This window comes from Arthrobacter sp. TmtSoilC51, assembly GCF_055388015.1.
In genome coordinates, this window is sequence record NZ_AP035877.1 from 1,400,923 (window position 1) to 1,423,164 (window position 22,242).

Sequence of the window (22,242 nt, forward strand, 5' to 3'; positions counted from 1 at the left end):
CAAGACTTGAACGCAAGAACCAGCTAACGATTTCGTTACCTACCCGTGATTCCTGCGTGTTGGAACACCAAAGCGGCTGCTCCAAGTGCTTCTGCTCGCGCTCCCAAAGACGACATTGCGAGGTGCGTTGTTTCGCCCACAACGGGTACGGCGTGCCGCACAAGCCCCCTTCGAATGGGGTCCAAGAGGAGGTCTCCGAGGCCCGCCAGCGGACCGCCCACCACGATTACCTCAGGGTTGATCAAGTTGGCGACGTTGCCCAGCGCGCGCCCAACGGCAAGGCCGGCATCATCCACTACGCGCTGGGTTGCGGAGTCGCCTGCGAGGCAATTCCGGACAATGTCCTGTGGTGTCAGCGATGTCTCTTTACCGCGACCCAACAGCTCAATCATGGTGGTGGTGGAGGCGATGGTTTCGAGGCAGCCACGGTTGCCACAGCGGCACACCAACCCGTGCTCGTGAATGGTCGCGTGGCCGATTTCGCCTGTGATCCCCACGTTCCCGTAGTAGGGCACTCCGTTCAGGATCAGGCCGGAACCAATGCCTGATCCGATCTTGAGGAACATCAGGTTGGACACGCCGCTATGGGGTCCCCAGGTCACCTCTGACAAGGCCCCGAGATTGGCGTCGTTATCAACAAAGACGGGACAATTCAGGGCTTCCTCAAGCCTATGGAGAATGTCGATTCCCACCCATTCGGGCAGGATGGCACCTTGCGCAACGGTGCCTGTCCTGCGGTCAATGGGGCCTGGGATGCCCGCTCCTGCTCCCACAACCGCGCTGGGATCGATGCCGTTTTCGGCGAGCAATCGCCCAAGTAGCCGGACGGCTGCGGCGATGCCTTCTTCTGCATGGTGGCCCAGTGGAAGCTCAATGAAATCCTCGGCAATAACGTGGTATCCCAGCGACGCCAGGACCACCCTCAGATGGCGTCGTCCGAAGTCGATTCCGACGGCGACCGCACCGTTGCTGTTCAACCTCACGTTGGTTGCGCGGCGGCCGGAGCTGGTGGTCGGCTCCGTGGACACGAGGCCTGCGTCCTGCATGATTTTAACGATGTTGGACACCGTGGCGGTGGAGAGTCCGGTCTGCCTGGACAGCTCGGCTTGCGTTGACGGCCCGCTCAACAAGCACTCGATAATCCGTTGCTGGTTCAGGTGCCGGAGCGCGGACTGCGAGCCGGGTTTTCGTGGTTGGCTCTTCGTTGAGCGCTGCATAGCGGGCATGACAAGAAGATTGCCCCAAAAGCAACCTTGTAGTCAAGAAGTGAACACAAGGTGTCAAGCATTCCCGACATTCTCCAACGCAATGGGGGGCCGCTCCTAGTGGTTGCGGGGCCTGGTTTGCGTGGCAAATGCCGGGAATGGGGCGCAGAGCGGGCCTCGCAAGGGAAGGTGGGATCCCGCGTTCCGTGCAATGCGTCCTGCTTGTTGCATTCGCGGGTCCAAATGCCCCGATGCACGTGCCGCACCCCGTGCCTACGCTGGAATCAAGAAATAATCCTGCGCCATCAAAGCCAGGATCGGCTGAAACCAAGGTGGTAAAGATGCTGCTATCCGTCCTGCAGGCCAACGCTTCCGTCCTGGACGTTGAGGCCAACCTGCGCACAATCGACGACGCCGCCCGGCGCGCCGCACAGGCGGGGGCCGGGCTGCTCCTAACGCCGGAGCTCTTCCCGGTGGGATACGCACCGCTGCGGCTTCACGCCGAATTGGACCCGGCAACACTTCCCGGCATCCGCGAACGCCTCGCTGGCATTGCACGCCGGCACAATATTGGACTCGTTTACAGTCTTCCGGCGCAGGCTGCCGAGCACGGCGGCTGGCACATCACTGCTACCCTCGTGGACGCCAACGGCAAGGAACTCCTCAACTATGCCAAGGTCCACCTCTTTGGCGCGGAGGAGCGCAAGGCGTTCGTCGGCGCTCAAGAACCTCCCGCCGTCGTGGATTTCAACGGGATCCGCACATCGCTGCTGATTTGCTACGACGTTGAGTTCCCGGAGGCAGTCCGGGCCGCAGCTACGCGCGGGGCCGAACTCCTACTGGTCCCAACTGCTCTGTCCATGGGCTTCGACAACGTGCCACAGGTGCTCATCCGTGCCCGCGCCGTGGAGAGCCAGCTCAATGTGGCCTACGCCAACCACAGCGGGCACGAGGACATCTACAACTTCCTGGGCGGCAGCGTTGTCGCAGGCCCCGATGGCTCGTTGCTCGCAGCGGCAGGGGAGTCGGCGGCGCTCCTGTTCGCGGAAGTAGGCACGGAAACAGTGAAAGCGGCACGCGACGAAGTCCCTTATCTGCGCGAGCGACGCCCGGAGCTTTACCGGGAATGGGAGGCCGGCGCCTAGGTGTACTCAGTCAGTAGGTTGTTTGCACCTGCTGATGGGTGGTTTGCCTCCGAGGCTGCCGTGCGGCCGGTGGTTGTTGTAGAAGTCTAGCCATGGCTGCAGGGCGTCTGTCCGGGCCTGGTTGGAAGTGAATGGTTGCCGGTAGGCCCAGCCTTCTTGAAGGGTGCGGTTGAAGCGTTCTGCTTTGCCGTTCTGCCAGGGATGGCGGGGTTTGATCAGGACGTGCTTGGCGCCCAGTGCAGCGAGTGCGTCCTGGAAATCTTTCGATAACCGGTAGGCAAAGGCGTTGTCGGTCATGACCCGTCTGACTGGCGCGCCGTTGGCTGCCATGGCCGCTGCGGCCCGGGTGAGGAACCCTGCGCAGGTCGGGCCTTTCTCGTCGGGCAGGACCTCGGCGTAGGCCAGACGAGTGTGGTCATCGACGGCCACGTGGACGTAGTCGAAACCGACCCTTGTATGGCCTGTTGAGTGGTTGCGGGCGGATTGGTTCGGGTCTGCCCGCCAGCCTCCGCCGTCGGGAATCCGGCCTAGTTTCTTGACGTCGATGTGGATCATGTCTCCGGGAGCGTCGCGCTCGTACCGGCGGTCCGTGGCACGGGATGCCCGGATCCGTTCCCCGGTCACCGGGTCCAGGTCCCACAGCCGGGGCATGCCCGCGCGGGTCAGAATGCGGGAGACCGTCCGGGCGCTCGTCCCGCACCGGGCTGCCAGGCCCGCTGGCCCTTCGCGGTGCTTCACGCGCTGGGTCAGGACATCGGCAACCAGCGCAGCAGAAGTCGCGTGTGGGCACGACCTTGGGCGGGAGCTGCGGTCCTCGAGGCCGGCCCAGCCATGGGTGCGGTACCGGCTGATCCAGCGGTGCGCGCAGGTCCTTGAGATGCCCATTTCTTTGGCCACATGGGCCACGGGACGGCCGGCGAGGACGCGCTCGATAAGGATCCGCCTACCGGTCGGGGTCAAGCGGGCATTACGGTGGGACATGAAGACCTCTTAGTCGTTGGCTGTGTGTGGTAACCACCAACCTAAGAGGTCTTCACCTATTCACGATGTAACCAACGTCCTGACTCAGTACACCTAGGAGCCGCTTCCGTCGGGCCCGGACAATCCGGGAACCAACTCATCCGCGTACTGCAGCGCGATCCATAGTTCTGCACGGACCTGTGCCTGGTTGAGGTCCTTGTCGAGCAGCTCACCGAGGACGCCTATTTGCCGGCGGACGCTGTTGCGGTGCAGGCCCAGCAGCTTGGCGGAACCGTCCCAGCTGCCGTTTTCGTTGAGCCACCCGCGCAGCACCGACAGGAGGGAGTCGCGGCGGTCAGATTCCAAGGACAACACCGGGGCAAGGAGGCGCTCAGCCAGCATGGTCCCTGCCTCGCGTCCCAGAAGACCAGTCACAGACCACTGCACTTCGTCCACGCGGACACTCTTTCCGCTCGACAACACCCGCCCGCGCAGCGAACTTACCCGCTGATAGGCCGCGGCAAGCCCGGTGAGTTCGGTGGGCTCGCCGATCGCCAGCCTCCATCCAAGCTTTTCGACGTCGGCAAGCAGCGCGTCGTCCACCTTCAAACGGGTGATGGCCGCGAAGCCGTAGTCGGTTATTTCCACAAGCTTGGTATCGAACAACCTCCGCCACTGCAACAGCTCGCGGACCGGGCCGTCGCCGGCAGGCCAGTCCGGGGAGTCCGCCTTGATGCCCTGCACAACCCGCATTTGGCCGGAGCGGGTGGAGGAGAGGCTTTGCGCCAGCAGGTCCTTGAGCCCGTTGATGTGCTTGGTGGGGCCTGTGGTCAGTGTGTCCGGATGGAGGAGCAGGGCCGTAGCCAGCTGGCTCGGAGCCAGGGATCCGCTGGTCCGTTGCCGCACCAGCAGCTCGAGCAAACCCACCGCCGACTGCACCACGTTGTTCTGGGCTGGCGTCAGCGGGGCGTCCGAGCCAAGAATCAGCGCCCCGAGGTTGGCATCCTTGGTGCTGCGCAGTGGATGACCGAACACCAGGGCGGAACCAGGCTGCTCGAAACCATCCATCTCCACGCGCGGTCCGCTGCCTGTCAGCAGCCGCTCCAGCAGCGGCGCCAGCAGGGAATGCTCGACGCCGGTGCTGCCGCCGGCATTGTGCCCGCGCGCCCGCACCCGTCCGTCCGCCCCTACCAGCAGCGCCCACACGGGCACCCGCTGGACCAGGGCTGCCAGCAATTCGTGTTCCGGCCTGGGGGAGAGGACTGCCCGCATGAGTTGGCGGTTGGTTTCGGCCAGCTGTCGGAACACCCGGGCGTTGTCCGATTCCAGGAGCTGGGAGAATTCCAGGCCAATCGCGGCGAAGGGAAGGGACTCAGGTACCTCGAAAAGGGTGAGGTTGTGCCTCCGGCAAGCGTCGAGGAGTACGTCGGGGACGGCGTCGAAATAGGGCCTGATGCCAAATCCGAGCGCCGCCACCTTCGCATCCACCAACCGACGCACGTAGGCGTCCACGTTGGCCGCCGAGCCGCCTTCCCCAAGGAAAGGCAGCCCGGCGGTGAGCAGGAACTCGCCCTCGGGAAGATACGGCGTGGGGTCTTCCAACTCGCTGGGTTCCACCCACCGGAGCAGCGAGGCGCCGCTGCCGCCGTCGTGAAGCATTTTCAGCTCGGGCGGCAGCTGCTCCAGGAACTGCTCCAGCGTAACAAAACTCAGGCGGGCGGTGGCGGGCTCAGGCAACATTGTCCTGCCCGGCAGTTGCCGGCTCCTGGTAGTCAGGGCACTCGTAGGCGGCGTCCCCAGCGGCATAGACGCGTGACAGCCGCGGCGCGATCCTGTTGATGATCTCATCCCCATGGCTGCCGATCGCGGCGCCCCAATCGTCGGCGCTCGCCGCACCGGTGGCGGGGTCGCCGAACAACACGGCAGTATCGCCGACATCGATCCCGGTGGCGTCCGGTCCCAGGTCCACCATGAATTGGTCCATGCAGACCTTGCCGATGACCGGGACGCTTCGCCCTCCGATGTTCACCACCGAGCGGCCACTGATGCCTTTCGGGATGCCGTCCGCATAGCCGAGGGGAATGAGCCCCAGGTAGCGGGGTTCATAGGTGATGGCTTGGTGCTCGTAGCTGACGCCCGTACCCGCGGGGACTTTCTTGACCATTACCAGCGGCGCCGTGACGCTGAGGGCGGGCCTCAATCCGAAGTCGGTCGGATTGAGGTGGTCTGCTGGCGCGAGGCCGTAGATTGCCAGTCCCGCCCGGACCATGTCGAAGTGGAATTCCGGCCGGTCCAGGATGTTGGCCGAGCTGGAAACGTGCCGGAGTTGAGGGTTCAGTCCGGCCTCGCGCGCCTCGCGGACGGCGTCCTCGAACTCGGCGACGGCGCTGGCGTTGCCAGGATGCGCGGGTACGTCTGCCCACGCCAAATGGGTCCAGATGCCGCGTACCAGGACGGTGCCGTCCACTTCTGCCTGGCGGGCATGCGCTACGAGCTCAGCCCAATCCTCCTGTCGCGCCCCGCCGCGGCTGAGTCCGCTGTCAAGCTCAAGATGCACGACGGCGGGACGGCCCAGGCGTTCGGCGATACCTGCCAGCACCTGCAGCTGGTGGACGCTGCCGAGGGACACATCGATGTCGTTTTCCAGGGCTTCCAGGATGGTGTCGCTCGTCTGGGATGCCAGATACAGCCACGAAAGGATCGGCTCAGTGATGCCGGCTTTGCGCAGTGCGATGGCTTCGGTGAGCTGCGCGGTTCCGAGCCAGTCGGCTCCTGAAGCGACGGCCGTGCGGGCGACTTCCACGAGGCCATGACCGTAGGCGTTGCCCTTCACCACGGCCATGAAGAAGGGTGCCTTGGTCCGGTTCTTCAGGGCCTTGATGTTGTCTGAAATGGCGGACAGGTCCACTCTGACCTGGCCGGAGAGGGCCAGCGAACCGCCCTCTTGGTACTGTGCAATACGTCTCATGGTTGAACACTATAGGTCATTTTGCACCATTGTGAGAGGTGGCTCACATGCCAGTCTTGTGGAGGGGAAATCGAAACTACTTTGAAGGGACGTCAAGGGTGACTGTGCCTGTGAACACTCAAAACTCAACGGCGACGAGCATGGCCAGGCCAAGCCTCGGTGCCCAACTCCTGCGCCGCAAGCCGATCGGGCAGATGGCCAGCGAGGCCGGAACCGGCGAAGGCGGCACCCCGCTGGTACGCAGCTTCGGCGTCCTGCAGTTGACCATGATCAGCGTCGGAGCAACACTGGGCACCGGCATCCTGGTGATCCTTGGGGAGTCCGTGCCGCTGGCAGGTCCGGCCATCTGGATCTCCTTCGTGATCGCTGGTTTGGCTGCGCTTTTCTCGGCCGTGTCCTACGCGGAAATGGCCGGGCTGGTCCCGGTGGCAGGTTCCAGCTACTCCTACTCTTACGCCACCATGGGCGAGGGCATGGCCTGGATCTGCGGCTGGTGCCTGGTGCTGGAATACGCGGTCTCCGTGGCAGCTGTAGCTGTAGGCGCGGGCCAGTACGTCAACGAGACCTTGGCTGCGTTTGGACAGGTCCTGCCCGAGGCCATGAGCCAGCCCCCGGGCGATGGTGGGGTGGTGAATATTCCCGCCATGGTGATCGTGGTTCTCGCCATGATCCTGCTGGTACGGGGCGCCCGTGAAAGTGCATGGATCAACACCGCGATCGTCATCATCAAGGTGGGCATCCTGATCTTCTTCTGCGCAGTGGCTTTCACAGCATTCAACGCCGGCAACTTCGAGCCCCTCATGCCCATGGGCGCAGCCGGTGTCTCTGCTGCAGCGTCAAGCGTGTTCTTCTCCTACATCGGATTCGATGCCGCCTCCACCGCTGGCGAGGAAGCCAGGAACCCCAAGCGGGACCTGCCCCGCGCCATCATGCTCTCCATGGTGATTGTCACCAGCATCTATGTCCTGGTTTCCGTTGCCGCTATCGGTGCCCGTCCCTGGGGCTGGTTCGATGGCACGGAAGCTGCCCTGGTCCAGATTCTGCACGAGATCACCGGCCAGCCCTGGATCGCGCTGGTCTTCTCTGCCGGTGCAGTGCTTGCCATCGCCAGCATCGTGCTGACGGTGCTTTACGGCCAGACCCGCATCCTGCTATCGATGTCCCGCGACGGCATGGTGCCCAAGGTCTTTGGCCGCGTCTCCCGCCGCACCGGCACGCCAGTTGCCGGAACCCTGATAGTAGGTACCGCCGTCGCACTCACCGCCGGCTTGGTCCCGCTGGGTGCGTTGGCAGACGCCACCAGCATCGGCACGCTCTTTGCCTTCGCGCTGGTCAACGTCGCCGTGATCTATCTCCGGCGGAACCGCCCTGACCTTGACCGCAGCTTCAAGGTCCCCCTGTACCCGATCACTCCGATCCTGGGCACACTCATGTGTGCTTTCCTGATGCTCAACCTCGGCGCCGATACCTGGATCACCTTCGGGGTCTGGATGCTCGTGGGCATCGCCATCTACTTCGGCTATGGACGCCGGAATTCCAAGGTAGCCGCGCTCAGCGAACAGGACTACCGTGAACTGACCACCACCAGGGCCGTGAGCCCGGAACCCGTGAAGGCCGCAAACTGATGACCATCGCCACCGAACTACCCCTCGTTGAAGCCCCTGCCGGCGAGGCCGCTGAAGCCCCCATCACCATGCTGAACCCGGACTTCCCGTTCAGCTACGACCATTACCTCGCACACCCGGACGGGCTCGGCGTCCTCCCGGAAGACCGCTACGGCACGGAAGTCGCCGTCATCGGTGCGGGCCTTTCCGGGCTCGTCACGGCCTATGAGCTGATGAAGCTCGGCCTCAAGCCTGTCATCTACGAGGCCGACCAGATCGGTGGCCGGCTGAGGACCGCCGGCTTCCCATCCGCTCCCGGTGTAGTGGCAGACCTTGGTGGCATGCGCTTCCCGGTTTCCGGCAAGGCCTTCTACCACTACGTGGACCTGCTTGGGCTGGAAACGCATGACTTCCCCAACCCGATGGCCCCGGCGACGTCCAGCACGGTGATCGAACTCGCCGGCAAGAAGCACTACGCCACCACGGCGGACGAGCTACCGGAATTCTTCCGCGAAGTGGCCGACGCCTGGAAGGCTGCCATCAACGATGGCGCTGCTTTCGCGCAAATGCAGGAAGCCATCAAGGCCCGTGATACCAAGCGGATCAAGGAACTCTGGAACGCCGTCCTGCCCGAACTGGACGAGCAGACGTTCTACGGATTCATCGCAGCCAGCAAGTCCTTCAAGGAGGCCGGCTTCGCCCACCGCGAAGCCTTCGGCCAGGTGGGCTTCGGCACCGGTGGCTGGGACACCGACTTCCCCAACTCCATCCTGGAGATCCTCCGGGTTGTCTACACCGACGCAGACGACCAGCACCGGCTCATAGCGGGAGGAGCGCAAAGGCTACCCGAGGCATTGTGGAACCACGCGCCGTCGGACCTTAAGTACTGGCCGCAAGGCACCTCGCTGGCGTCGCTGCACTCTGGCTCGCCGCGCGGAGCCGTGGACAATATTCGCCGGGCGGATAACGGGGACTTGGTAGTCCGCGAAAATTGGGGACGAGAGGCCACCTACCAAGCGGTGGTGACCACGTGCCAGTCGTGGCTGCTGTCCACGCGGATCCACACCGAGGAGGCGCTGTTCCCGGCCGAGCTGTGGACGGCGATCGAGCGCTCGCACTACATGCAGTCGTCCAAGACGTTCGTGATGGTGGACAGGCCCTTCTGGAAGGACATCGATCCGGAAACCGGACGCGAAGTCCTGTCCATGACGCTCACCGACCGCCTCAACCGGGCCACATACTTGCTCGACGACGGCCCTGACAAGCCCGCCGTCATCCTCCTGTCCTACACATGGAACGATGACGCGCTGAAATGGCTTGCCCTCACTGCCGAAGAGCGCGTCAAGCTCATGTTGCATTCGTTGGAGCAGATTTACCCGGGCCTGGACATCGCCAGCCACATCGTGGGGCAGCCGATCACCGTGTCCTGGGAAGCAGACCCCAACTTCATGGGTGCCTTCAAAGCCAACCTGCCGGGGCATTACCGGTACCAGCAGCGGCTCTTCACACATTTCAAGCAAGATGAGCTGCCGGAGAGCCAGCGTGGCATCTTCCTCGCCGGCGACGACGTTTCCTTCACCGCTGGCTGGGCCGAGGGCGCCGTGACCACGGGCCTGAACGCCGTGTGGGGTGTGGTGAACCACTTGGGTGGATCCTCTGTTGCAAGCAACCCGGGTCCGGGCGACCTGCTGGACGAGTTCGGCCCGATCAGCCTGGACTAGATGCGTTGCGGGGCCTGCCCTGCGTCCCAAACCAATCGCAGGCCCCGCATTGTCGTTAGGACGCGTGCATTTCCCGGTGCGCCGCGGCGAGCTCCTTGTAGTGGGCGGCGTTGTGCTTGACGCCGTCGAATTCTTCGTCGGTCAGTTCGCGGCGAACCTTGGCGGGGACTCCGGCCACGAGTGAGCGCGGGGGAATAACCGTGCCTTCCAGGACAACGGCGCCGGCTGCAATGAGCGAGCCCGTGCCGATCACTGCGCCGTTGAGGATGGTGGCGCTCATGCCGATGAGGCAGTCGTCCTCCACAGTGCAGCCGTGGACCACGGCGCTGTGGCCTACACTCACGCGCTCGCCTACGGTGCAGGGGAAGCCAGGGTCGGCATGCAGGACCACGTTGTCTTGCAGGTTCGATCCGGCGCCGACACTGATGGCGGCCGTATCGGCGCGGACCGATACTCCGTAGAAGGCGCTGGAGTCCTCGGCCAACGTGGCCTTGCCGATGATCGATGCGGTTGGTGCCACGAAGGCAGATTCATGGATGGCCGGGGTGTCCCCGGCAAATGTGTAAGAGGGAGCCATGAGCCCCAGCATAGTTCCCCAACTACGTAGCAGTTGAGCGCGTTATGAGTGCTCAAAACGCGCACAAATGCGACTTAGTTGGGTGAGGGGGTTCGCAGGACCAGGAATTGGTAGTGCTGCGTCCAGTTGCCCGCTCCCGGACCGGACTCCAGGGCGGTGCCCTCGGGCCAGGTCCGGAAATGCTCAATCGAGCCGTGCTCGCCGAAGATCCGCCGCACGGTCTCGTCACTGCGGCGGCTGAAGAAACGGCGAGGTTCATCCAGGTCCTCGGGGTTGTAAACCTCCACGTCCTCACCAGACCAAAGCCCGACGGCGATTGGCGCACCAGCCGCGCTGACCCGCACGAGTTCGCTGACGACGTCGTGGATTCTGCTGTTGGGGACATGCAGCAGCGTGCTCATGGTCCAAACGGCCGAGAACACCGAATCGGGGAACGGCAACTGGCGACCACTGGCGACGGTAGCTTCGAGCCCTGCCGAGCGCGCCACGTGAACGCTCTCTGACGAGAGGTCCACGCCGGTGTAGTGGAGGCCGGAACGGACGAACTCCAGGCCTTCCACCCCGGTGCCACAGCCGAGCTCGAACACCGAGTGCCGGTGCTCATCCTTGAGCAGCCGGATGAACCATTCCCGGCACTCGATGCGGTGCGGCGTCAGTGCGCGGGTGCTGGGGATGGGAGCTTGGCGGTCGTAGAAAACTGCGAGGTCAGCCTCATGGTCGGCTTCGGGGATGCCCTGCATACCCCCAGCTTAGGGGTGGCCTTAGTTGAACACCACGGTCCGGGTGCCATCCAAAAGCACGCGGTGTTCTGCGTGCCACTGGACTGCCTGGGCAAGCGTGCGGCCCTCAACGTCGCGGCCCATCTGAACGAACTGCGCAGCAGTGCGGGCGTGGTCCACGCGGATGACTTCCTGCTCGATGATCGGGCCCTCATCGAGGTCGGCCGTCACATAGTGGGCCGTAGCGCCGATGATCTTCACACCGCGCGCGTGGGCCTGGTGGTACGGCTTGGCACCCTTGAAGGAAGGCAGGAACGAGTGGTGGATGTTAATGGCCTTGCCGTTCAATTCCGTGCAGAGCTCATTGGAAAGGACCTGCATGTAACGCGCCAGGACGGTCAGTTCGATGTCGTGCTCTGCAATCAGTTTCAAGAGTGCGGCCTCGGCCTGGGGCTTGGTCTCCGGCGTCACGGGAATGTGGTGGAACGGGATCCCGTAGAACTGCGCCAGCTCCTCAAGGTCGCGGTGGTTCGAAACGATCGCCGGGACCTCGATTGGCAGGGTTCCCGTGCGCTGCTGGAACAGGAGGTCGTTGAGGCAGTGCGCATCCTTGGAACACAGGATGATGGTACGGACCTTCCGGCCCACCGGGTTGATCTGCCACGTCATGCCAAAGGACTCTGCGACCGGCCGCAGTGCGGCGGCCAGCTCGTCCTGGGAAGACGACGTCGTAGCCTCCACGCGCATGAAGAAGTTGCCGGTGCTGGGGCTTCCGTACTGCTGGGAATCGGCGATGTTGCAGCCCGCCTCAAGCAAGGCTCCGGCTACCGCGTGGACGATGCCGGGGCGGTCGGGGCAGGAGAGTGTTACAACAAAAGCAGCAGGCGAGGCGGAGTCAGTCACGCGGATAAGCCTACCCGTGCTGTGTTGTTGTACTGTTAACGGGTCGCAACTGGCGTTGGGTGGGCTACCACCAGGGAGCGGCAATCACGAAGACCACGGATCGTACGCCTGGGCCGAGGGTCATGTCTTACCGCTGCTTGCACGTGACCGATGCCTCCGTAATCAAGGGGACGCGGGAATGCTGCTGCCGGTAGCCTGACCTGTAGCACCACCCGTTGCCTAGCCAGGAGATCTCCGTGCCTACCACCACTTCCGCGTCTGTCAGCAACCAGTCGCTCGCTGAGCTCGATCCCGAGATCGCAGCAGTCCTCGACCAGGAACTCGGCCGCCAGCGCGGCACCCTGGAAATGATCGCCTCCGAAAACTTCGCCCCGCGCGCCGTCATGGAAGCACAGGGCTCCGTCCTGACCAACAAGTACGCCGAGGGTTACCCGGGCAAGCGTTACTACGGCGGTTGTGAGTACGTAGACGTCGCCGAGCAGCTCGCCATCGACCGCGTCAAGGCCCTTTTCGGCGCCGAGTACGCCAACGTCCAGCCGCACTCCGGTGCGCAGGCCAACGCTGCTGCACTGTCCGCCATGATCACCCCTGGCGACAAGATCCTGGGCCTCTCCCTGGCACACGGCGGCCACCTGACCCACGGCATGAAACTGAACTTCTCCGGCAAGCTCTACAACGTAGCTGCCTACCAGGTTGAAGAAGACAACTTCCGCATCGACATGGACAAGCTCCGCGAGCAGGCCATCGCCGAGAAGCCGCAGGTCATCATCGCTGGCTGGTCCGCTTACCCGCGCCACCTCGACTTCGCTGCCTTCCGCTCCATCGCCGACGAGGTTGGCGCGCTCCTGTGGACGGACATGGCACACTTCGCCGGACTGGTTGCAGCAGGCCTGCACCCGAGCCCGGTCCCGCACTCCGACGTCGTCACCTCCACCGTGCACAAGACCCTTGCAGGTCCGCGTTCCGGTGTGATCCTGGCCAAGGAAGAGTGGGCCAAGAAGCTCAACTCCAACGTCTTCCCGGGCCAGCAGGGTGGCCCGCTCATGCACGTCATCGCCGCCAAGGCCGTTGCCTTCAAGATCGCAGGCAGCGAAGAATTCAAGGAGCGCCAGGAGCGTGTCCTCGAGGGTGCCAAGATCATCGCTGACCGCCTGAACCAGTCCGACGTCGCCGACGCCGGCGTCTCGGTCCTCACCGGCGGCACGGACGTCCACTTGGTCCTTGTTGACCTGCGTAACTCGCAGCTGGACGGCCAGCAGGCTGAAGACCTCCTGCACTCCGTGGGCATCACCGTGAACCGCAACGCCGTTCCGTTCGATCCCCGTCCGCCGATGGTCACCTCCGGCCTCCGCATCGGTACGCCTGCACTGGCTACCCGCGGATTCGGTGCTGCAGAATTCACCGAGGTTGCCGAGATCATCGCTACTGCCCTGAAGGCTGGCTCCGCTACCGAGGTCGAGGCCCTCCAGGCCCGCGTGGACAAGCTCGCCGCCGACTTCCCGCTGTACCCGCAGCACGAGCAGTGGTAACCCACGCATAAAGCACTGCCGGGCACTGAACCGGAGCCAACGGGATCCGCCGCCACACCCATCGGCGGCGGATCCCGTTGGCATGAGCCTGCCAAGAGGCTTTCGAAATAGGTCACCCACCAGAAAGAGCAGATGGAATGACACAGTCCACCGCACAGATCCTTGACGGCAAGGCCACCGCCGCAGCCATCAAGGCAGAACTGACCGAACGCGTTTCCGTCCTCGCAGCCAAGGGCATCGTCCCCGGCCTGGGTACCATCCTGGTGGGTTCAGATCCCGGCAGCACCTGGTACGTCGCCGGCAAGCACAAGGACTGCGCAGAGGTGGGCATTCAGTCCATCCGCCGCGACCTGCCCGAGGACATCTCCCAGGAAGACCTCCTGAAGGTTGTCCGCGAGCTCAACGAGAACCCGGAATGCACGGGCTACATCGTTCAGTTGCCGCTGCCCAAGCACATTGACCAGGACGTCATCCTGGAAGCCATGGATCCAAACAAGGACGCCGACGGCCTGCACCCCATGAACCTCGGCCGCCTGGTGGCCAACGTCAGTGGCGAAATGAAGTCTCCGCTTCCCTGCACGCCCAAGGGCTGCGTGGAACTGATGCGCCGGCACGGCATCGAGCTCAAGGGCAAGCGCGTCCTGGTAGTAGGCCGCGGGGTCACCATCGGCCGCCCCATTGGCCTCCTGCTCACTCGCAAGGAAGTCAACGCCACCGTCATCCTGGCCCACACAGGAACCGTTGACCTGCCTGCGGAACTCAAGCAGGCCGACGTCGTAATTGCCGCTGCGGGCGTACCGCACATGATCAAGGCTGAAGACCTCAAGCCGGGCGCTATCGTGCTCGACGTCGGCGTCAGCCGCGTGGAGGACGGTAACGGCAAGGCTGTGGTCACCGGAGACGTGGACCCCGCAGCTGCCGACGTCGCCGCCTGGCTGTCCCCGAACCCGGGCGGCGTGGGTCCGATGACCCGTGCCATGCTGCTCGCCAACGTTGTGGAGAGCGCCGAGCGCGCAGCAGGAATCGCCTGACGCCTGCGTGAACAGAACAGAGCCAAGGGCGCCTACTCCGCCAGGAGTAGGCGCCCTGCTCCGTTAACCCGACGACGAACAACCGGACCAAAGCTAGGCTCGGTGTATGCAGCCCCGTTTCCCGCAGCCCCGTTTCCCTGGGTCCCAGCGAGCACCGGGTCCACGCCGTTTTGCGGGTCCACCTACGAGCTTCATCGTCATCACGGTGGCCGTGATCCAGGTGGTGGGGACGTTGGCTGCTGCGAGCCATCAGGATGCTCCGCGGCTTTTGGACGCGCTCGCCTTCCTGCTGCTGCTGGCGGGTCCGGCCGCTTTAGCGTTCCGGAAACGCAGGCCGGCCATCATGCTTCCCGTGGCGCTGGTGGCAACGGGCACCTACCTGTGGCTCGGCTATGCGTGGGGGCCGATCGCCTTGTCCTTGGCGCTGTCCATCATCCTGACGGCGTCGGCCGGGCTCCGGTGGCAGGCATGGATGGGTGCCGGAATCGCCGCGGCTTCGGTTGTGCTGGCTGCAGCCTTGGCAGGGGACAACAACTGGCCGCTTCGCGCGTCCGCCGGCGTGGCGTGGGCGGCCATCCTCGTGTTGCTGGGGGAGGGATTCCGACGCCGGCGTGAACGGTTCGCGGAATACCGGCGGCGGCGTGAGGCTGCCCAGCAGGCTGAGCGCGACGAGTACCGGCTGACCCTTGCCCGCGATATCCACGATGTCGTGGCGCATTCACTGTCCATGATCAACGTCCAGGCGTCGGTGGCGCTCCACGTGGGCGCCGACGATCCCGAGAAGCTCCGGCCCGCACTGGAAGCCATCAAGGCGGCCAGCAAGGAATCCCTGATGGAGGTCCGCCAACTCCTGGGCGTGCTGCGCGATGACGTCCCGCTGAGCCCGGCAGCGCGGCCAACGCTGGCAAGGATCCCCGAACTGGTGAAGAACGCGGAGCTGGGAGGCCTGCAGGTGCGCCTTGAGGACAGGACGGACCCTGCGCTGGTTGGTCCAGCCCAGATCGGTCCAGCCCAGATCGGTCCAGCCCAGCAGGAGGCTGCCTATCGGATCATCCAGGAGGCCTTGACCAACGTCGGTAGGCACTCGGGCGCCCAAACCGCCGTCGTGAGCCTCACCAGCGGTGAGGGGGTGCTGACCGTACGGGTCAACGACGACGGCGCGGGCATGGGTGGGGCGCTTCCGGGCAACGGACTCATGGGGATGCGGGAGAGGGCGGCTGCCTTGGGCGGGACGCTTACGTTGCGCGAACTGCATCCCGGACTGAGCGTCGAAGCTGTGCTGCCCATAACCCAAAATCCTGAAGGAAACCTCCCGTGATCCGCATCCTCCTCGCCGACGACCAAACCCTCATCCGGGCAGGCTTCCGTGCGCTCCTGGATGCCGAGCCGGATATGGAAGTGGTGGCCGAAGCCGGGACCGGCCGCGATGCCGTGCGAATGGCTGCACACGAGAAACCGGACGTCATCCTCATGGACATCCGCATGCCTGACGACGACGGCCTTACCGCCACCCGTAGGATCCTCGCGGATCCGGCGCTGATCGGGACGCGCATCATCATCCTGACCACGTTCGAGCTCGATGAATACATCGCCGAGGCCGTCCGTGCTGGTGCGGCGGGATTCCTGGTCAAAGACACCGAGCCCGAGGAACTCATCCGCGCTGTCCGGGTGGTCCACGATGGCGATGCCCTCCTCTCGCCGTCGGTGACCCGCCGCATCATGGCCCAGTTGGCGGCGCAGAGCCGGGCCGCGGGAAAAGTGGTTCCACTGGATCAGGTCACGGATCGTGAACGCGAGGTCCTGAAGCTGGTGGGCGAGGGCCTGAACAACGCCGAGATCGCGGAGCGCCTTTTCATCACGCCCTTGACCGCCAAGACCCATGTTTCGCGCATCATGACCAAGCTCATGGTGAGGGACCGCTCGCAGCTGGTGGTTCTCGCCTACGAATCGGGCTTGGTCCGGCCCGGTTGGAGCAGCTAACCGCCGCCCGGCCACTCCACACGGAGTAGGGGTCTGCTACCAAGTGACTCCCGACGGCGGACGCGGCAGCAACCGCCCGCGAGCAGACTCAAACCAGAGCCGAAAGACGGTTCACGCCGGGCACCGGCGGAGAGAGTTTGGATCACTGACATGTTCACCGCATTGACTTCAATCGTCGGGGAGACCACCACGCTCGGGGGAGCGCTGGCACAACTGCCGGCCACCGTCGTCGCGCATGGTCCATGGGGAGACGGCACGTACTGGCCGTTCTTCCTGCTGTTCCCGCTGTTCTGGATCCTCGTGATCTTCCTGTTCATTTTCGTGGGCCGGCGGGCCTGGCGGCGCAACCATCACTGGGCGGCAACCCAAGGCGCTGAGGGTGTGCTGCGCGAGCGGTATGCGCGGGGCGAGATTGACGAGACCGAGTTCCGGCAGCGCCTGGAGGTCCTGCGTTCGCAGCCACCGTCCTGACATGGCGCCACCAACAACCGAGAGGGCTCTTGCAAAAATATCTGCAAGAGCCCTTTCACATATTCGTTTGCGCTACTAGTCTGCTGAGGGTGCACAATGAAGCAATCGGCTCTGCAACATACTCGAAATCGTCGCAAACCAGCTTCGACATGAACCCACCCACCGTCATCAGCGCGCGGAACCTCACCAAGACCTATGGCGAGCTCACAGCCGTGGACAACATCTCCTTCGACGTTGCGGCGGGAGAGTCCTTTGGGCTGCTCGGCCCCAACGGTGCCGGCAAATCCACCACCATGAAGATGATCGGTGGCGTCTCCCAGCGCACGTCGGGAACGCTGAACATCATGGGCCTGGATCCGGAAAACCATGGGCCCGAGGTCCGGGCGCATCTGGGCGTGGTGCCACAGCAGGACAACCTCGACCAGGAACTCAAAGTCCGCGAAAACCTCATCGTCTACGGCCGCTACTTCGGCCTGCCCCTGAGCTACCTGCGCCCCAAAGCCGACGAACTGCTGGAGTTCGCGCAGCTGACGGACAAGGCCAACGCCAAGGTAGATGCCCTCTCCGGCGGCATGAAGCGGCGCTTGACGATCGCCCGTTCGCTCATCAACGAACCCCGCATCCTGCTGCTGGACGAGCCCACCACGGGCCTTGACCCGCAAGCCCGGCACATTCTCTGGGACCGCCTGTTCAGGCTCAAGGAAAACGGCGTAACACTGATCCTGACCACCCACTACATGGATGAGGCAGAGCAGCTCTGCGACCGCCTGATCGTGGTGGACAAGGGCAAGATCATGGCCGAGGGATCGCCGGCCAGCCTGATCCGCGAGCACTCCTCCCGGGAAGTACTTGAACTCAGGTTCGGGTCCGATCGGAACTCGCGCATCGGCGTCGAACTCCAGGGCATTGGCGAGCGACTCGAGACCCTGCCTGACCGCGTACTCATTTATACGCATGACGGCGAGGCGGCGCTGGAGCAGGTCTCGGCACGGGGGCTGCACCCGATGACTTCCTTGGTGCGCCGTTCTTCGCTGGAGGACGTGTTCCTCCGGCTCACTGGTAGGAGCCTCATTGACTAGGGAGCCCCATTGACCAGGGAACCGTTGGGACCTTTCGGTGAAGGTACTGCCAGGCCAATCACGACGGCGGACCAGCCGTTGCGGGCACACTCGCCTGCCGTCTCGGCGGCCAGGGCGCGGCGTTGGGGTTCCTTTTTCTACGCCGAACAGGTGCTTCGCGTCATGCGCAATTACGGCTGGTCCGTGTTCCTGTACAGCGTGGGCCAGCCGGTGGCGTACCTCTTCGCCATGGGCGTGGGCTTGGCAAGCCTGGTAGACGCGAACAGCGAATCGGCGTTCGGCGGCGTCCGCTACTTGGAGTTCGTCGCACCGGCGCTACTGGTTTCCGCGGCGGTGATGACGGCGTCAGGGGAGTTCTCCTACCCGGTTACGGACGGCTTCAAATGGCGGCGGGTTTTCTACGGTCCGCACGCTTCACCGTTGGTTCCGCAGCAAATCGCGAGCGGCCACATCATGGCCAGCACGCTCAGGTTCCTGCTTCAGTCGTTGATCTACTTCGCGGTGGTGGCCATGTTTGGGGCATCCCCAAGTCCCTGGGGATGGGTAGCCGCGCTGGTTGCTACCACGGCAGCCCTGTCCTTCGGCTTGCCATTGATGGCCTACGCCGCAAGCATCACCGAGGACAAGGGGCAGTTCGCTTTGGTGCAGCGGTTCGTGGTCATGCCCCTGTTCCTGTTCTCCGGGACGTTCTTCCCGCTGGACACGTTGCCGTGGGCTGTCCGCTGGATCGGCTGGATTTCGCCCGTGTGGCACGGAACAGAGCTGGGACGCGTCTTCACTTATGGCATGGACGAGAACCCCTTGCTGACCATTGCCCATGTGGTTTTCCTGCTGGGAACCGCCACCATTGGCTGGCTGCTGGTGAGGCGCCAATTCGTGAAGAGGATGGGCTCATGAGTATCCTGACCGGCGGCCACAGCGCCACGGATGTGGCACGCGAGCGGAAATTCGGTCCCCTTTACTCCCGTAATGCCAAAGCGGTGGTGGCGCGTGGGCTCATGGCAGCCAAATCCAGTACGTGGCTGGTGCTGTTGTCCGGGTTCTTCGAGCCCGTGCTCTTCCTGTTGGCCATGGGCGTGGGTATGGGCTCAATCGTGGGCGAAGTGCAAGGACCTGGTGGTGAGGACATCAGCTACGCGGCCTACATAGCGCCGGCACTCCTGGCGGTCTCAGCCATGAACGGCGCCATCTACGATTCCACGTGGAACGTCTTCTTCAAGATGAACTTCGCCAAGCTGTACCAAGGGATGCTCTACACATCCCTCGGCCCGCTGGACGTGGCAATGGGCGAGATCTTCCTGGCACTGTTGCGGGGCCTTCTCTACGCCACGGGGTTCACCGCGGTGATGGGGGTCATGGGCCTGATCACTACCTGGTGGGCCATCCTGGTCATCCCTGCGTCAGTGCTGATTGCTTTTGGTTTCGCGAGCTTCGGCATGGGCATCACCAGCTTCATGAAGACGTTCCAACAGATGGACTGGATCAACTTCTTCCTGCTGCCCATGTTCCTGTTCAGCGCCACGTTCTACCCGCTCAGCGTCTACCCGCAGTACATCCAGTGGTTTATCCAGGCCATGCCCCTGTGGCACGGAGTTGAGTTGCTACGACAGATCAGCGTGGGCTCGTTCAGTCCTGCGACTGCCATTCACGTTGGCTACTACCTCGTGATGATTGCGCTGGGGATCATGCTGACCACTGGACGGCTGCGCCAACTGTTCCTCAAGTGAGGGAGTTTGTGTTCGCCATCCGTGGAAGCGGCGTAGGCACCTTTCGGGGTTTGCGACAATTGACTCATGCAATCTCTCGGTGACCCGCACCCGTCCACTTCCTCCTCAGGCAAAGGCCTCTTCAAAGGCTTCCGCATCGGCGGCCTCGGGATGACTGTGGTCATCATCGCCTTCCTGGTGGCCGTCATTTTTGCCGCCAACCAGAACGATGTTGTGGGTTGGGTCGTGGCGGTGGTGGCTTTCGGCTGGCTCGCCCTTGCAACATTCGTGGTGTTCAGCATCCGCAGGGCCGCGCGGCGGGCGGGGGCGAAGTTGAGCGAAGCGCAGGCCGCTTTCAACTCGGCAACCGGCCGCGCGCCGTCGTCGTCCTCGGCTGACAGCGGCGGTACGCGCGTTGTTGCCGAGCGCAGCCAAGCCGACGACGTCCGTGACCTCAAGCTGGACCACTCCTTCAAGATCGTGCAGGTGCAGGTCCGCGTCGTGGACGAGGAACGCGCCAAAGGGGCAGGGGCCAACCAGGACACCATCAACCGCGCCCTGGAAACCATCGCCATCACGGCCACCAACGCCCGTGACATGATCAAGCCCGCAGGTGGCTCGGACGAGCCCGTGGCCGGCACCATCATCGACTAGAGTAGACCGGGTGAGTACGGCATTGAAGAAGGACTTCCTTCGCATCGCATCGGTCAACGTCAATGGCCTTCGGGCTGCCTACAAGAATGGTATGGCGGAATGGCTGGAGCCACGCGAGGTAGACATCCTCTGCCTGCAGGAAGTCCGCGCTCCTGATGCAATCGTCAACACCCTGCTCGGCGAAGGTTGGTACATCCTCCACGCCGAGGCTGAGGCAAAGGGTCGCGCAGGGGTTGCCATTGCTTCCCGCGAGGAACCCACTGCCACCCGGGTGGGAATCGGCGATGACTACTTCGCCACCGCGGGCCGCTGGGTTGAAGCGGATTTCTCCGTCAGGAACACCCAAGGCGAATCCTCCACGTTGTCCGTGGTCAGCGCATACGTTCACTCCGGTGAGGCAGGTACGCCCAAGCAGGAGGACAAGTACCGCTTCCTTGACGCCATGACCACACGCCTCCCCGAGCTCGCCAAGCACAGCGATCACGCGCTGGTAGTTGGCGACCTCAACGTCGGACACACTGAACTCGATATCAAGAACTGGAAAGGCAACGTTAAGCGTGCCGGTTTCCTGCCGGAGGAGCGCGCGTATTTCGACCGCTTCCTGGGTGATGAAATCGGATGGAGGGATGTCCACAGGGGCCTGGCAGGAAATGTCGCCGGCCCCTACACTTGGTGGTCCCAGCGCGGGAAGGCCTTTGACACTGACACAGGCTGGCGCATCGACTACCACCTGGCTACTCCCGGACTTGCAGCAGCCGCGTTCTCGGCTGTGGTGGACCGGGCGCCTTCGTGGGACACCCGCTTCTCAGACCACGCACCGCTGGTAGTGGACTACCGGCTCTAAGCTTCACGAAAGTATTGCTCAATGACTAGCTCCATCACGACTGAAACCGGCACCCCAGCCGCCACACTGCCCAGCGGGAGTACCGTGACCTCCACCAAGCTTGCCGTTGGCGCCAAGCAGCGCGTCCTTTCAGGTATGCAGCCCTCTGCTGACTCCCTGCACCTTGGCAACTACCTTGGCGCCCTGGTCAACTGGGTCCGCATGCAGGACGAGTACGACGCCGTATTCTTCATTCCGGATCTGCATGCCATTACCGTTCCGCAGGATCCTGCCGAACTCGCCCGCCGCACCAGGGTCACTGCCGCCCAGTACATCGCTGGCGGAGTGGACGTGGAGAAGTGCACCCTGTTCGTGCAATCGCAGGTTCCGGAGCACGCCCAGCTCGCCTGGGTACTGAACTGCATCACGGGCATGGGTGAAGCCGGCCGCATGACCCAGTTCAAGGACAAGGCGCAGAAGCAGGGATCGGACCACGCCAGCGTCGGCCTCTTTACCTATCCCATCCTGCAGGCCGCAGACATCCTGCTCTACCAGCCGCACGGCGTACCCGTGGGCGAAGACCAGCGCCAGCACGTGGAGCTCAGCCGGGATCTCGCCAACCGCTTCAACAGCCGTTTCGGCGAGACGTTCCAGGTGCCCGAGCCCTTCATCCAGAAGGAATCGGCAAAGATTTACGATCTCCAGAACCCCACGGCCAAGATGTCCAAGTCTGCCGAGTCACCCGCGGGCCTCATCAACCTGCTCGATGACCCCAAGACCGTGGCCAAGCGCATCAAATCCGCTGTCACTGATACTGAGACCGAGATCCGCTACGACCGTGAAAACAAGCCGGGCGTCTCCAACTTGCTCACCATTTACTCGGCTATCAGCGGCACTCCGGTGGAGAAAATCGTCGCCGATTACCAGGGCAAGATGTATGGCCACCTCAAGGTAGACCTCGCCGAACTCGTCTCCGGTCACCTTTCACCCATCCGTGAGCGTGCCAACGAGCTCCTGGCGGATCCGGCTGAACTTGACCGTCTCCTGGCTCACGGTGCGGACAAAGCCCGTGAGATCGCTTCGGCAACGCTCGCGGACGTCTACTCCAAGGTGGGCTTCCTGCCCTACCGCGGGGATGCTTACCGCGGCGAGCAAGGAGTCCGCTAA

Annotated in this window: 21 protein-coding genes and 1 riboswitch; of the genes, 14 read left to right on the plus strand and 7 right to left on the minus strand. The window is 63.7% G+C overall.

What is annotated here, in order from left to right; all coding sequences use genetic code 11:
• Positions 1–35 precede the first annotated feature (35 nt).
• Positions 36–1,226, minus strand: a complete 1,191-nt coding sequence (locus tag ACZ5G6_RS06490; protein ID WP_223936265.1) for an ROK family transcriptional regulator — start codon at positions 1,224–1,226, stop codon at positions 36–38.
• Between the two features lie 320 nt (positions 1,227–1,546).
• On the opposite strand from ACZ5G6_RS06490, the gene ACZ5G6_RS06495 reads away from it, so the two are divergent.
• Positions 1,547–2,350 carry a carbon-nitrogen hydrolase family protein gene (locus tag ACZ5G6_RS06495; protein WP_498690269.1) on the plus strand — a complete coding sequence of 268 codons (804 nt, stop codon included), beginning with the start codon at positions 1,547–1,549 and terminating at the stop codon, positions 2,348–2,350.
• Between the two features lie 6 nt (positions 2,351–2,356).
• Here the strand turns inward: ACZ5G6_RS06495 and ACZ5G6_RS06500 are convergent, their stop codons facing one another.
• From ACZ5G6_RS06500 to alr, 3 genes are all read right to left on the minus strand, one after another.
• Complete coding sequence (locus ACZ5G6_RS06500) at positions 2,357–3,331, minus strand: IS481 family transposase (RefSeq protein WP_223936064.1); 975 nt, start codon at positions 3,329–3,331, stop codon at positions 2,357–2,359.
• Between the two features lie 93 nt (positions 3,332–3,424).
• Positions 3,425–5,050 (minus strand): PucR family transcriptional regulator, encoded by a 1,626-nt coding sequence (locus tag ACZ5G6_RS06505; protein WP_498690271.1) that lies wholly within the window; start codon positions 5,048–5,050, stop codon positions 3,425–3,427.
• A complete protein-coding gene (alr, locus tag ACZ5G6_RS06510; RefSeq protein ID WP_498690272.1) occupies positions 5,040–6,278 on the minus strand; it encodes an alanine racemase in 1,239 nt (412 codons plus the stop codon). The genes ACZ5G6_RS06505 and alr overlap by 11 nt, the downstream gene beginning before the upstream one ends.
• 140 nt (positions 6,279–6,418) lie before the next feature.
• Between alr and ACZ5G6_RS06515 the strand changes: the two genes are divergently transcribed.
• The gene (locus tag ACZ5G6_RS06515; protein WP_498691780.1) at positions 6,419–7,903 is read left to right on the plus strand and encodes an amino acid permease; all 1,485 of its coding nucleotides are present in this window, start codon (positions 6,419–6,421) and stop codon (positions 7,901–7,903) included.
• Complete coding sequence (locus ACZ5G6_RS06520) at positions 7,903–9,603, plus strand: flavin monoamine oxidase family protein (RefSeq protein ID WP_498690274.1); 1,701 nt, start codon at positions 7,903–7,905, stop codon at positions 9,601–9,603. The genes ACZ5G6_RS06515 and ACZ5G6_RS06520 overlap by 1 nt, the downstream gene beginning before the upstream one ends.
• A 55-nt stretch (positions 9,604–9,658) precedes the next feature.
• Here the strand turns inward: ACZ5G6_RS06520 and ACZ5G6_RS06525 are convergent, their stop codons facing one another.
• From ACZ5G6_RS06525 to purU, 3 genes are all read right to left on the minus strand, one after another.
• A complete protein-coding gene (locus ACZ5G6_RS06525) occupies positions 9,659–10,180 on the minus strand; it encodes a gamma carbonic anhydrase family protein (RefSeq protein ID WP_223936270.1) in 522 nt (173 codons plus the stop codon).
• 74 nt (positions 10,181–10,254) lie between these two features.
• Complete coding sequence (locus tag ACZ5G6_RS06530; RefSeq protein WP_223936271.1) at positions 10,255–10,920, minus strand: class I SAM-dependent methyltransferase; 666 nt, start codon at positions 10,918–10,920, stop codon at positions 10,255–10,257.
• Positions 10,921–10,941: 21 nt separating this feature from the next.
• Positions 10,942–11,802, minus strand: coding sequence for a formyltetrahydrofolate deformylase (purU, locus tag ACZ5G6_RS06535; RefSeq protein ID WP_223936272.1), 861 nt, complete (start codon positions 11,800–11,802; stop codon positions 10,942–10,944).
• Positions 11,803–11,837: 35 nt separating this feature from the next.
• Positions 11,838–11,923, plus strand: a riboswitch (ZMP/ZTP riboswitch).
• 115 nt (positions 11,924–12,038) lie between these two features.
• On the opposite strand from purU, the gene glyA reads away from it, so the two are divergent.
• The 11 genes from glyA (at position 12,039) to trpS (ending at position 22,242) form a co-directional block, all read left to right on the plus strand.
• The gene (glyA, locus tag ACZ5G6_RS06540; RefSeq protein WP_498690280.1) at positions 12,039–13,331 is read left to right on the plus strand and encodes a serine hydroxymethyltransferase; all 1,293 of its coding nucleotides are present in this window, start codon (positions 12,039–12,041) and stop codon (positions 13,329–13,331) included.
• A 137-nt stretch (positions 13,332–13,468) separates the two neighbouring features.
• On the plus strand, positions 13,469–14,362 hold the full coding sequence (locus tag ACZ5G6_RS06545) for a bifunctional methylenetetrahydrofolate dehydrogenase/methenyltetrahydrofolate cyclohydrolase (protein WP_223936274.1): 894 nt from the start codon (positions 13,469–13,471) through the stop codon (positions 14,360–14,362).
• Between the two features lie 106 nt (positions 14,363–14,468).
• Positions 14,469–15,680 (plus strand): sensor histidine kinase, encoded by a 1,212-nt coding sequence (locus tag ACZ5G6_RS06550; protein ID WP_223936275.1) that lies wholly within the window; start codon positions 14,469–14,471, stop codon positions 15,678–15,680.
• The gene (locus tag ACZ5G6_RS06555; protein WP_498690281.1) at positions 15,677–16,342 is read left to right on the plus strand and encodes a response regulator; all 666 of its coding nucleotides are present in this window, start codon (positions 15,677–15,679) and stop codon (positions 16,340–16,342) included. The genes ACZ5G6_RS06550 and ACZ5G6_RS06555 overlap by 4 nt, the downstream gene beginning before the upstream one ends.
• 150 nt (positions 16,343–16,492) lie before the next feature.
• Positions 16,493–16,813 carry an SHOCT domain-containing protein gene (locus tag ACZ5G6_RS06560; RefSeq protein ID WP_223936277.1) on the plus strand — a complete coding sequence of 107 codons (321 nt, stop codon included), beginning with the start codon at positions 16,493–16,495 and terminating at the stop codon, positions 16,811–16,813.
• 149 nt (positions 16,814–16,962) lie between these two features.
• Entirely contained in the window at positions 16,963–17,892 is a 930-nt protein-coding gene (locus tag ACZ5G6_RS06565) for an ABC transporter ATP-binding protein (RefSeq protein WP_498690285.1), read from the plus strand.
• A 57-nt stretch (positions 17,893–17,949) separates the two neighbouring features.
• Positions 17,950–18,789 carry an ABC transporter permease gene (locus ACZ5G6_RS06570; RefSeq protein WP_498691781.1) on the plus strand — a complete coding sequence of 280 codons (840 nt, stop codon included), beginning with the start codon at positions 17,950–17,952 and terminating at the stop codon, positions 18,787–18,789.
• Entirely contained in the window at positions 18,786–19,619 is an 834-nt protein-coding gene (locus tag ACZ5G6_RS06575) for an ABC transporter permease (RefSeq protein ID WP_223936279.1), read from the plus strand. Before ACZ5G6_RS06570 ends, ACZ5G6_RS06575 begins: the two co-directional genes overlap by 4 nt.
• A gap of 66 nt (positions 19,620–19,685) precedes the next feature.
• Positions 19,686–20,252, plus strand: a complete 567-nt coding sequence (locus tag ACZ5G6_RS06580; RefSeq protein ID WP_498690288.1) for a hypothetical protein — start codon at positions 19,686–19,688, stop codon at positions 20,250–20,252.
• Between the two features lie 10 nt (positions 20,253–20,262).
• The gene (locus ACZ5G6_RS06585) at positions 20,263–21,096 is read left to right on the plus strand and encodes an exodeoxyribonuclease III (RefSeq protein ID WP_498690290.1); all 834 of its coding nucleotides are present in this window, start codon (positions 20,263–20,265) and stop codon (positions 21,094–21,096) included.
• Between the two features lie 21 nt (positions 21,097–21,117).
• On the plus strand, positions 21,118–22,242 hold the full coding sequence (trpS, locus tag ACZ5G6_RS06590) for a tryptophan--tRNA ligase (RefSeq protein WP_223936282.1): 1,125 nt from the start codon (positions 21,118–21,120) through the stop codon (positions 22,240–22,242).

What these genes read in the sequence shown, in the direction of transcription:
- ACZ5G6_RS06495 (WP_498690269.1), top strand. Translation starts at nt 1,547, where the DNA reads ATGCTGCTATCCGTCCTGCAGGCCAACGCTTCCGTCCTGGACGTTGAG.
- ACZ5G6_RS06500 (WP_223936064.1), bottom strand. Translation starts at nt 3,331, where the DNA reads ATGTCCCACCGTAATGCCCGCTTGACCCCGACCGGTAGGCGGATCCTT.
- ACZ5G6_RS06560 (WP_223936277.1), top strand. Translation starts at nt 16,493, where the DNA reads ATGTTCACCGCATTGACTTCAATCGTCGGGGAGACCACCACGCTCGGG.
- ACZ5G6_RS06550 (WP_223936275.1), top strand. Translation starts at nt 14,469, where the DNA reads ATGCAGCCCCGTTTCCCGCAGCCCCGTTTCCCTGGGTCCCAGCGAGCA.
- ACZ5G6_RS06580 (WP_498690288.1), top strand. Translation starts at nt 19,686, where the DNA reads ATGCAATCTCTCGGTGACCCGCACCCGTCCACTTCCTCCTCAGGCAAA.
- ACZ5G6_RS06530 (WP_223936271.1), bottom strand. Translation starts at nt 10,920, where the DNA reads ATGCAGGGCATCCCCGAAGCCGACCATGAGGCTGACCTCGCAGTTTTC.
- alr (WP_498690272.1), bottom strand. Translation starts at nt 6,278, where the DNA reads ATGAGACGTATTGCACAGTACCAAGAGGGCGGTTCGCTGGCCCTCTCC.
- ACZ5G6_RS06545 (WP_223936274.1), top strand. Translation starts at nt 13,469, where the DNA reads ATGACACAGTCCACCGCACAGATCCTTGACGGCAAGGCCACCGCCGCA.
- ACZ5G6_RS06575 (WP_223936279.1), top strand. Translation starts at nt 18,786, where the DNA reads ATGAGTATCCTGACCGGCGGCCACAGCGCCACGGATGTGGCACGCGAG.
- trpS (WP_223936282.1), top strand. Translation starts at nt 21,118, where the DNA reads ATGACTAGCTCCATCACGACTGAAACCGGCACCCCAGCCGCCACACTG.
- ACZ5G6_RS06490 (WP_223936265.1), bottom strand. Translation starts at nt 1,226, where the DNA reads ATGCCCGCTATGCAGCGCTCAACGAAGAGCCAACCACGAAAACCCGGC.
- ACZ5G6_RS06565 (WP_498690285.1), top strand. Translation starts at nt 16,963, where the DNA reads ATGAACCCACCCACCGTCATCAGCGCGCGGAACCTCACCAAGACCTAT.
- ACZ5G6_RS06505 (WP_498690271.1), bottom strand. Translation starts at nt 5,050, where the DNA reads ATGTTGCCTGAGCCCGCCACCGCCCGCCTGAGTTTTGTTACGCTGGAG.
- ACZ5G6_RS06520 (WP_498690274.1), top strand. Translation starts at nt 7,903, where the DNA reads ATGACCATCGCCACCGAACTACCCCTCGTTGAAGCCCCTGCCGGCGAG.
- ACZ5G6_RS06525 (WP_223936270.1), bottom strand. Translation starts at nt 10,180, where the DNA reads ATGGCTCCCTCTTACACATTTGCCGGGGACACCCCGGCCATCCATGAA.
- ACZ5G6_RS06515 (WP_498691780.1), top strand. Translation starts at nt 6,419, where the DNA reads ATGGCCAGGCCAAGCCTCGGTGCCCAACTCCTGCGCCGCAAGCCGATC.